We start from the raw sequence: 1,101 nt of genomic DNA on the forward strand, positions 1-1,101 counted from the left end.
GTCCAAACTCTGCCGGGAGCGTCGCGAGCCACTGGCCACGGCGAAGCGCGCGGAGTCGATTTTGTACTTCCGTTGCGGGACGGTCGGCTGTTGTAAATCGCCGGCTGAACTCGGGGTCGACTGCGACGTTCCCCGTGATAATCGTCGAGACGTTATTGAGGACTTCACGATAGGCCTCTGGATTGGCCTCTTTGAGTTGTGCAGGAAACTGCATCGCCAAGGTAATCGAGAGGCCGAACGAACGAGACTGGGCAAGGAGATCTGACAAGAGCGATGATGTCGATAACTGCGCAGCTTCTTCGAGATACAGATTCACGAGTGGGTGGTCTGTCTCGTCGTCGCCCTGCTGGGTCCGGCGTCGAAGGGCGGTCCACAACGCCGACAGAAGGACGAGCGTGATGACGCGCTGTGAAGCCGGCCTGAGGCCCCCTGTCTCGATAATAATGACTGCGTCTTCATCGATGAGCCTCCGAAGGTCGAATTCCGGATCGTCGCTATCATCGTCTGGAGTATGATTGAATACCTGTGCAAGTCGGGCATCGATTGGAATCTTCTCGATGCGGTTTGCAACCCCTTGCATGAGCTCGTCGAACGAGCGCTTGGAGTTAGCAGCGACACCAGCGAGCATCGCCTGGAGGTCTTCATCAACGACTGGTGGTGGGTCGCGTGTTTCGTGTAATCTGGCGACGGCCGTCTGGAACTCACGATGGCTAAACGCGTTCGAGCCGTGGATCGGATCAAACATCGCTTTGAGCACGTAGCGAATGATGTCGGGTGACCGAACCGCCTGTTCGAATCTGTCACGACCCATGATACCGATCAGGATATCGATATAGTGGTCGACGACGTCCTCGACGGCGGTCGTGCGGTCGATACCTGCATCCAGTTGATCACGAATGTCGAAAAACGACAGTGCGGGGAGTGTCTCTGTGCAATCGAAATAATAGACATCGTCGAGAGAGCCGTATTTCGCATAATGAGCCTTGAGATAGTCGTCGGCCATCCCGTCGCCTTTGGGGTCGATGAAGATATCAGCGCCATCGGTTGCTGCGTGATTTGCGAGAAGCGCCGCAACGAGAGTCGATGATTTGCCAGAGCCGG

Annotated in this window: 1 protein-coding gene; it reads right to left on the reverse strand. The window is 56.2% G+C overall.

Going from position 1 to position 1,101, the window contains the following annotated elements; translation table 11 throughout:
* Positions 1 to 1,101 (reverse strand): TraM recognition domain-containing protein (locus LPA46_RS18700; RefSeq protein ID WP_230893816.1); only part of this gene is annotated, 1,101 nt, incomplete at both ends.

The sequence above is a fragment of the Halobacterium sp. KA-6 genome, from assembly GCF_021029015.1.
Lineage (GTDB): Archaea > Halobacteriota > Halobacteria > Halobacteriales > Halobacteriaceae > Halobacterium.